Here is an 8352-nt window from a genome sequence, read left to right as displayed (position 1 = left end):
TGATAGTGCGGATCTCCCGTGTGAAAGTAGGTAATCGTCAGGCTCCTCATGCTTCACGCAAAAACCCCACCCCAAAAGGTGGGGTTTTTGCGTTGGAACGCGGGATTTGCACAAACTCCGGCAAATCGTCTCTAACGCAATCCAGATGCGTTTCTTCCCGTCTCATTTCTCCACTCTCTGCGACTCCGCCAGCGCACCTCCCGCGCGCCCAGATGTTTACCCTCTCGCACCAAAATACTGTATAAATATACAGTAAAACCAGAGGCCGCCGAGTGCTCGAATCCTGAGCAGGCCCTTGCATTCGCGCTGGACGGGGAAAACTCATGGGTGCAGCACTTTCATTGCTCGATATCGGGCTGACATCACATCTTCAGCGTCAGCTCTGGCAGGGCAGTCCGATCAACGATCCTGACTCGAACGTCATTTCGAGCGGTTATCGAACGCTCGATCTGGCGTTGCCGGGCGCAGGCTGGATGCCCGGCACCGTTACCGAATTGCTGATCGAAGAGAGCGGCGTGGGCGAGATCAGGCTGCTCGCGCGCACGCTTCGGGAACTGACGGTGAACAAAGGCCGCTCCGTCATCTTCATCGCGCCGCCCTGGAAGCCCAATCTCGCGGCTTTTCGGGCGATGAACATCGCGGTCAACAAGCTGGTCTGGGTCAAAGCGCCCGAAGATCAGACGCTTTGGGCTGCGGAGCAATCGCTCAAGCAGGACGGCATCGGTGCAGTGCTGATCTGGCTGCCCCAGGTGCGTCCCGAGGCGCTGCGACGGCTGCAAGTGGCGGCTCAGGAAGCGCAGTCGCTGGCGTTCCTGTTCCGATCGCTCAAAGCGGCCCGGCAATCATCCGCCGCTCCGTTGCGCATGGTCTGCAAGCCGATGCTTCCCGCGAACGCCCAGACGATGAACCGCCGCGAATGGATGCAGGCCGTCATGCTGGAAATCGACATCATCAAGCGGCGTGGTCCATTGCTGCAAAAGCCGTTGCAGTTGAGCTTGCCGCTGCAGTTGCCCGCGCTGCCCGAACATCTACGCCGCGCGCAACTCAGCAGGAAAGCACGAGAGGTCAAACATGTTGTGGATAGCGGTGACATTGCCGCTTTTATCGCTCGAAGCAGTCAGGCCACCATCGATGCCCTCGGCGTCGGCGAATTCGATCTCGCCTGGAGCAGCATCGACGCCGAATGACGCCCGCATCGAGGATATCGACCAGCCATGCTTCGCGCTTGCCGATCACGCGCGCGTCCTGATGCCCGATCTCGTCGCGTTCCGGCTCGGCGTGAGACCGGGCAGCACGCGTTCGCACGCGTTCGCGCTGGCGCCGCGGCTGACGCTGCTTGCCGTCGACATCCGCGAGGAGCAGCGCGCGCTCGAAGCCGTCGCGCTGGCGCTGCTCGCGTTCACGCCCAAAGTCGTGCTTGCGCATGCGAATACGGTGCTGCTCGAAGTCGGCGCGAGCATGCGGCTCTTCGGCGGACTGCGCGCGTTGCTGTCTAGGGTGACATCGACGGTCAAAGGATGTGGCTTCACTTCGCGCATGGGTTGCGCGCCGACTGCCTGGGGCGCGTGGTTGCTGGCGCACGCGCGCACGCGGCGTATTGCGCGTCGCGTGCGCATCGTGAAGGAGACGACGCTCGCGCACGTGCTCGACGCACTGCCCGTATCGCTCGTGCCGTCGGCTCATTCGCAGGGCAACGTGTTCGAGCAGATCGGCTGCGCGACGCTCGCCGATTTGCGCCGGTTGCCGCGCAAGGGCATCGCGAGACGGTTCGGGCCGGGCATTCTGCAATGGCTCGCGCAGGCGTACGGACAGGCACCCGATCCACGCGAGGCGTTCTGCGCGCCGGCGTCGTTCGAGGCGCGGCTCGAATTGCAGGCGCGCGTTGAAAGTGCCGACGCATTGCTGTTCGCCGCGCGCCGGCTCGTGCTGCAGCTTGCCGGCTGGCTGAGCGCGCATCACGCGGCGGTCAGCGAGTTCTCTCTCCTGCTCGAGCACGAACTGGCCGCACGCCACGCGCCGAAGACGTCGACATTCAAGATAGCGTGGGCCGTGCCGACGCGCGATGCCGATCACATCCTCTGGCTGCTGCGCGAAAAGCTGAATCAGACGACGCTCGTCGCTCCGGTGATCGAAATGAAGCTTTTGGCCGACAAGGTCAGCGAGCACGCGCCGCCGGCCGACACCTTGTTTCCGATGCCGGGTTCCGACAGCGAATCGATGGCGCAATTGCTCGAACGCCTGAGCGCGCGGCTCGGCGCCGAGAATGTCGTGCAGTTGGTCGCGCGGGACGATCACCGACCCGAAGCGGCGATGACGGTCGAGGCCTGTCGACCCGCGCATGAGGCGAAGCCGAAGCGCGGAAAGAAACGGTCGAAGACACAAGCAGCAAAAACAGGCGAAGCACCCATGCCCGCCGAAGCCGAAGCGCAGGCCGAATCCGGCGAGCCGCTCGAGCTTCCCGATCTCGCCGTTCCTTCGCAGCCGCGTCCGTCGTGGATCCTCGAAACGCCGCAAAAGCTGATGTTGCGCAACGAGCGGCCGTTCTATCGACGTCCGCTCAAGCTGATCAGCCGAACAGAGCGCATCGAGGCGGGATGGTGGGACGGCAATGGTGTCCAGCGCGATTACTACGTCGCCGCAGACGATCGCGGCCGCATGTTCTGGCTCTATCGCGAGCGTCTCACCGGCTTCTGGTTCCTGCACGGTTTTTTCGGATGATGCCGCCATGGACGATTTGAGCGACATCATCGGCCTGGGCGAGGGCAACGAGAAAGCAGCGTTCCTCGGCTCGATGTCCGCCTCGGCGCTCTTGCCCGGCTATGCCGAACTGCATTGCCTGAGCAACTTCTCGTTCCTGCGCGGCGCGTCGCATCCGCAGGAGCTGGCGGCCACTGCGCTCGAGCATGGCTATACGGCGCTCGCGATCACGGACGAATGCTCGCTCGCGGGCGTCGTGCGTGCGCACGCCGCGATCCAGGATATCGAAGCGAAAGCGAAGGCTGCCGCCGAAGCCGCGGTCGAGGCCGGCGAACCGCCGCCCAAGAAGCAGAGCTTGAAGCTGATCATCGGCAGCGAATTGCATCTCACTGATGCCGACGGCGAACCGTTCTGCACGCTGATTGCGCTTGCGACGAATCGCGAAGGCTATGGCAACCTGTCGGAGATGATTTCGCTTGCGCGCTCGCGCTCGCCCAAAGGCGGTTACCGGCTGGGTCCGGAGGATTTCACCGATCCCGCGGCATCGTCGAGCGCGCTCGACGCGACTGATTTGCGCGGCGATATCGCGCATCTGAAGCATTTGCCCGATTGCCTGCTGATCCTCGTGCCGCAGCGTTCGGCGACGCTCGCCGACACGCTCGATCGCGCGCACTGGCTGGCCAGTTTCGCCGCGGGCCGCGCGTGGCTCGCATTGGAGCTATGGCAGGACGGCAGCGACGATGAGCGTCTCGCCTCGTCGCGCGTGATTGCCGAGGCGAGCGGATTGCCGCTCGTCGCGGCGAGCGGCGCGTTGATGCATGCGCGTTCGCGCAAGCCCTTGCAGGACACGCTGACCGCGATCCGCCTCAATCGTCCGCTCGCCGAATGCGGCTATGCGCTCGAGGCGAACGCGGAGCGGCATCTGCGCACGCGGCTGCGCATCGGCGCGCTGTATCCGCAGGAGGCGATCAGGGAAACGCTGAAGGCGGCGGCTCGCTGCACGTTCTCGCTCGACGAGCTTCAGTACGAATATCCCGAGGAGCTGGTGCCGCCCGGCGAGACACCCGCGAGCTATCTGCGCAAGAAGGTGATCTCGGGCGCGCTGCGGCGCTGGCCGAACGGGCTCGACGCCGACACGATCGGACTGATCGACAAGGAACTGGAGCTCGTCGCCGACCTGAAGTACGAGAAATACTTTCTGACCGTCTATGACATCGTCGCATTCGCGCAAAGCCAGGGGATTCTGTGCCAGGGGCGCGGCTCGGCGGCGAATTCGATCATCTGCTATTGCCTGTTCATCACCGAAATCGATCCGGTTCGCATGGGCATGCTGATCGAGCGTTTCATCTCGCGGGCGCGCAACGAGCCGCCGGACATCGACGTCGATTTCGAGCATCAGCGGCGCGAGGAAGTCATCCAGTACATCTATCGGAAGTATGGACGGCATCGCGCGTCGCTGGCGGCGTCGGTCATCACGTATCACACGCGCAGCGCGCTCAAGGATGTCGGCCGTGCGCTCGGACTGGATGCGTCGCTGATCGAGCGCATCGGCAAGTCGCAGCAGTGGTGGGACGGGCCGTCGGCGGTGGCCGGCTATCTCAGGGAAGCGGGCTTCAGCGAGGACTCGCACGTCACCAAGCATCTCATCCGGCTTACGCACGAGTTGCGCGGGTTTCCGCGGCATCTGTCGCAGCACGTCGGCGGCTTCGTGATCGCGCGGGAACGACTGTCGCGGCTCGTGCCGATCGAAAACGCCGCGATGAAGGACCGCTGCGTGATCCAGTGGGACAAGGACGACATCGATCAGTTGAAGCTGCTCAAGGTGGACGTGCTCGCGCTCGGCATGCTCTCGGCGATCCGCCGCGCGCTCGAATTCGTCGCGCTGCGGCGCGGCGTGCCCGGCTTCGGCTTTCCGCACATTCGCCGTGAGGACAAGGCCGTCTACGAGATGTGTTGCCGGGCGGACACCATCGGCGTGTTCCAGATCGAATCGCGCGCGCAGCAGAGCATGCTGCCGCGCTTGCGTCCCAGCACGTACTACGACCTCGTGATCGAAGTCGCGATCGTGCGGCCCGGGCCGATTCAGGGCGGCATGGTGCATCCGTACCTGCGCCGCAAGCAGGGACTGGAAGAGGAGAAATATCCGAAAGAGGAGCTGCGGCCGGTGCTCGGCCGCACGCTCGGCGTGCCGATCTTCCAGGAACAGGTGATGAAGCTCGCGATGGTCGCGGCGGGCTACACGGCGGAGCAGGCCGATCAGTTGCGCCGCGCGATGGCGGCCTGGCGACGCAGTGGACATCTGGAGAAATATCAGGCCGATCTCATGAAGAAGATGCTTGCGCGCGGCTACGAGCACGAATTCGCTGCGCGCGTGTGCAAGCAGATCGAGGGCTTCGGCGAATACGGTTTTCCGGAGAGCCATTCGGCGAGCTTCGCGCTGCTCGTCTATATCAGCGCGTGGATCAAGCGCTACGAGCCTGCGGCGTTTCTGGCCGGCTTGCTGAACAGTCAGCCGCTCGGGTTCTATTCGCCGTCGCAGCTCGTGCAGGACGCGCGGCGTCACGGCGTGCAGGTGTTTCCGCCCGATGTGTCGCTGAGCGACTGGGAATCGGTGCTGGAAGATCGGTCGGGCAACGGCGAGCGCATCCTGTTCGATGGCGGCAAGGAACGGCGGCGTCAGCAGTTTTACGGCGCGGCCCCGTCGGAAGGGATCTTTCGCAAGACCATGCGGCGCGGTGCGCGCAAGCTCAGGATGCGCATCGAACTGCCCGCGCAGCAGTACGGGGCGAAAGGGCCGGGCGTGCGGATCGGCCTGCAGCTGATCAAGGGCTTTTCGCAGGCGGCTGCGGAGCGGATCATGGCCGCTCGCTCGCAGGCGCCATTCGTCGATGTCGACGATCTCACGCGTCGCGCAGCCCTGTCGCGGCGCGAACTCGAAGCGCTCGCGGCAGGCAATGCGCTCGCGAGCATCGCGGGGCACCGGCGCCAGGCGTGGTGGGCGGTCACGGCGCAACAGCGCGCGCCGGAGCTATTGCGCGACGCGCCGATGAGCGAGGCGCCGCTCGTGCTGCCGGAAGCATCGGAAGGACGCGAAATCGTCGACGACTACGCGAGCCTCGGACTCACGCTCAATCGTCATCCGCTCGCGCTCCTGCGCGCGAAGCTTTCGCGCATGCGTTTCAAGACCGCCGCGGAACTGGCGGACTACAGGAACGGACGCTTCGTGCGGGCGTGCGGCATCGTGACGGTGCGGCAACGGCCAGGTACGGCCAACGGCACGATTTTCGTTTCGCTCGAGGACGAAACGGGCGCGATCAACGTCATCGTCTGGCCGGGGCTCGTCGAGAAGCAGCGCAAGGTGCTGCTAGGGGCGTCTTTGCTTGGCGTGCATGGCGTCTGGCAGAGGGAAGGGGACGTGCGGCATCTGGTGGCGCAGCGCCTCGAAGACCATAGCGCGCTGCTCGGCCGCCTCGCCGCACCGAGCCGCGATTTTCACTGAGACTTCATTGCGCCGGGCCTTCCGGATAGTGCGCAAGCAGGGTTGAGATCGCCGCGTCGAACGGCGTGCGCCGGCCGATTCCGAGCACTTCGAGCCGGCCGGAGTCGAGATGGCAGTCGCGCGGGCGCGGCGTCGCGTCGGCCGGCGTGAGTTGCGCGACGAGCTTCGCGTTCACCCTCAGCACCTGCGCGATGCGTCGGGCGATATCGAACTTCGTCATCGGCTCGTCGCCGGACCATTGCGCGATGCCGGAGATCGCCGCGCCTTTCGCGCGATGTTCGAGCATGCCGCGAATCACCACGGCGACATCGGGCGTGAAGGTCGGATAGCGCGTCGCCCACGCGTCCATCGATGCGGGCGGGTTTGCCGCGTCGGCCGACGCGACGATCGCGGGCGCGAGGCTCGTCACCGCCGATTCGTTCCAGCCGGTGAACGGCCCGTACAGCAGCGGCAGGCGCAACACGCATGAACTCGGGTCGCACTCGAGCAGCGCGCGCTCGCCTTCCAGCTTGCTTCGTCCGTAGGCGTTGAGCGGGGCGGGCGCGTCGTCCGGGTAATAGGGCGGCGAAGTCCCGTCGAACACGTAGTCGGTCGAAATCGACAGCACCCACGCGCCGAGCGCGCGCGCCTCGCCGGCGATCACGCTCAGTGCGTCGACGTTCAGCGCGCGTGCGAGCGCTGGATCGTTTTCGCAGACGTCCGGACGCCGTTCGGCCGCCGCGACGACGATCGCATCGGGCGCCAGACCCCGAAGAAAGGCGCGCACCGCGTCATGGTCGAGCAGGTCGAGCTTCACGCTCTGTGCGTCGGCGCGGCTGTGGGCCGTGCGCACCACGCGCCATTCTTTCGCGCGGTCCGCGTTCGCCAGCTCGGCGGCGACGGCTCGGCCCAAAAGACCCGACGCGCCGATCAGCGCGACAGTGAAGCGTTCGCCGGCCGTCATGCTGACGTGACGCCGACGACCGTGTAGCCGGCGTCGTCGATGGCTTCCTTCAGCGCATCGTTCGACTGCGCCGATTCGACCGCGACCTTGCCGCGCTCCAGATCCACGCGAACCTGTGCTTGCGGATCGATTTCCTGGATCGAGCGCGTCACGGCCGCGACGCAGTGCTGGCAACTCATGCCTTGAACTTCGAATTCCGTCATTGCGGTTTTTCCTCTTGAAAAGGCGTCGATAAACGACATCGTATACCTTGCCATCATGGGAAGGTGTAGAGTCGAAGTGACATTTTTTGGGGAGCAGACCATGAACATCGGCGAAGCGGCCCGCGCCTCGGGCGTGACGGCGAAGATGATCCGCTATTACGAGAGCGTCGGATTGCTCAATCCGGTCGGGCGGACGTCGTCGGGATATCGCGTGTACGGGGAACAGGAGGTCCATGCGCTGCGCTTCGTGCGGCAGGCGCGCCGGCTCGGTTTTCTCGTCGAGGATATCCGCAAGTTGCTCGCGTTGTGGCAGGACCGGTCGCGCGCGAGCGCCGAGGTGAAGTCGATTGCGCTGGAGCATGTCGCGGAGCTGGATCGGCGGATCGCCGAGCTGACGGTCATGCGCGACACGCTCTCGCACCTGGCTCGCCATTGCCACGGCGATGAGCGGCCGGATTGCCCGATTCTGGACAAACTGGCTCAGTGATGCACAAGATTGGTGCCAATTTCTCGCGAGCCTTGCAGATGACCGCATAAATATCCAAAAAAATCATCGGTTTAAGCAAGGAGTCTGCCCGCACCATTCCGAAACCGGATGCACAGTATTCAAGCATTTCACTACCACACCGAAGACGTTCTCCTCTATAATCCGGGTATTCCCTAACGCGGGTAATCCCTGACTCGAACTGCCAGGGATCTTTCAAGACCTTGGAGAACATCATGTTTGCGTATCTGATCGAAAAACTGAGCATCTGGTTTGAAGCTGCTGAACAGCGCCGTCGCGAAGCGTATCTCGCGCAATCGACGGACATCGTCCAGCTCGAAAAGCGCATCCGCTCCCTCGAAACGAACGGCTACAACGCGTAAGCGTTTCGTCGCAGGCGTCGGACACGCCGGACGTGAAAGTTGAAAAGCCCCGCATTGCGGGGCTTTTCAGACTGCTGACGAACCCCATGTTTTTCGGAACGTGGGGTTTGTTTTTTAGGCGGCAGCGCTGTTGGAGCGATGCG

7 protein-coding genes are annotated in these 8352 nt (G+C 64.2%); 5 read left to right on the top strand and 2 right to left on the bottom strand.

The window, feature by feature from the left end:
• The first annotated feature begins 323 nt into the window (after window positions 1-323).
• The 3 genes from imuA to AWB83_RS35230 are packed head-to-tail and all read left to right on the top strand — an operon-like array spanning window position 324 to window position 6196.
• Window positions 324-1187 carry a translesion DNA synthesis-associated protein ImuA gene (imuA, locus tag AWB83_RS35240; RefSeq protein WP_087050218.1) on the top strand — a complete coding sequence of 288 codons (864 nt, stop codon included), beginning with the start codon at window positions 324-326 and terminating at the stop codon, window positions 1185-1187.
• Window positions 1132-2718: a Y-family DNA polymerase gene (locus AWB83_RS35235; protein ID WP_087050217.1), complete on the top strand. Its 1587-nt coding sequence runs from the start codon at window positions 1132-1134 to the stop codon at window positions 2716-2718. Before imuA ends, AWB83_RS35235 begins: the two co-directional genes overlap by 56 nt.
• A gap of 7 nt (window positions 2719-2725) precedes the next feature.
• Window positions 2726-6196 (top strand): error-prone DNA polymerase, encoded by a 3471-nt coding sequence (locus AWB83_RS35230; RefSeq protein WP_244198001.1) that lies wholly within the window; start codon window positions 2726-2728, stop codon window positions 6194-6196.
• Between the two features lie 4 nt (window positions 6197-6200).
• On the opposite strand, the gene AWB83_RS35225 is transcribed toward AWB83_RS35230, so the two are convergent.
• Both AWB83_RS35225 and AWB83_RS35220 read right to left on the bottom strand, forming a co-directional pair.
• Window positions 6201-7139: a dTDP-4-dehydrorhamnose reductase family protein gene (locus tag AWB83_RS35225; protein WP_087050216.1), complete on the bottom strand. Its 939-nt coding sequence runs from the start codon at window positions 7137-7139 to the stop codon at window positions 6201-6203.
• Window positions 7136-7342 carry a heavy-metal-associated domain-containing protein gene (locus AWB83_RS35220; protein WP_087050215.1) on the bottom strand — a complete coding sequence of 69 codons (207 nt, stop codon included), beginning with the start codon at window positions 7340-7342 and terminating at the stop codon, window positions 7136-7138. The genes AWB83_RS35225 and AWB83_RS35220 overlap by 4 nt, the downstream gene beginning before the upstream one ends.
• Before the next feature lie 100 nt (window positions 7343-7442).
• Here AWB83_RS35220 and cueR point away from each other — a divergent pair, with 100 nt between their 5' ends.
• Both cueR and AWB83_RS35210 read left to right on the top strand, forming a co-directional pair.
• Window positions 7443-7829: a Cu(I)-responsive transcriptional regulator gene (cueR, locus tag AWB83_RS35215; protein WP_087050214.1), complete on the top strand. Its 387-nt coding sequence runs from the start codon at window positions 7443-7445 to the stop codon at window positions 7827-7829.
• 233 nt (window positions 7830-8062) lie between these two features.
• Window positions 8063-8209 (top strand): DUF3563 family protein, encoded by a 147-nt coding sequence (locus AWB83_RS35210; protein ID WP_087050219.1) that lies wholly within the window; start codon window positions 8063-8065, stop codon window positions 8207-8209.
• Window positions 8210-8352: the final 143 nt, after the last annotated feature.

The organism is Caballeronia ptereochthonis, from assembly GCF_001545075.1.
GTDB classification, from domain to species: domain Bacteria; phylum Pseudomonadota; class Gammaproteobacteria; order Burkholderiales; family Burkholderiaceae; genus Caballeronia; species Caballeronia ptereochthonis.
The sequence above is the reverse complement of the archived record's forward strand: the minus strand, read 5'-3'. Positions and strand labels throughout refer to the sequence as shown.

Bases quoted from the DNA above. Each gene is read 5' to 3' on its own strand.
- imuA (WP_087050218.1), top strand. From the start codon at position 324: ATGGGTGCAGCACTTTCATTGCTCGATATCGGGCTGACATCACATCTT.
- AWB83_RS35235 (WP_087050217.1), top strand. From the start codon at position 1,132: ATGCCCTCGGCGTCGGCGAATTCGATCTCGCCTGGAGCAGCATCGACG.
- AWB83_RS35230 (WP_244198001.1), top strand. From the start codon at position 2,726: ATGGACGATTTGAGCGACATCATCGGCCTGGGCGAGGGCAACGAGAAA.
- AWB83_RS35225 (WP_087050216.1), bottom strand. From the start codon at position 7,139: ATGACGGCCGGCGAACGCTTCACTGTCGCGCTGATCGGCGCGTCGGGT.
- AWB83_RS35220 (WP_087050215.1), bottom strand. From the start codon at position 7,342: ATGACGGAATTCGAAGTTCAAGGCATGAGTTGCCAGCACTGCGTCGCG.
- cueR (WP_087050214.1), top strand. From the start codon at position 7,443: ATGAACATCGGCGAAGCGGCCCGCGCCTCGGGCGTGACGGCGAAGATG.
- AWB83_RS35210 (WP_087050219.1), top strand. From the start codon at position 8,063: ATGTTTGCGTATCTGATCGAAAAACTGAGCATCTGGTTTGAAGCTGCT.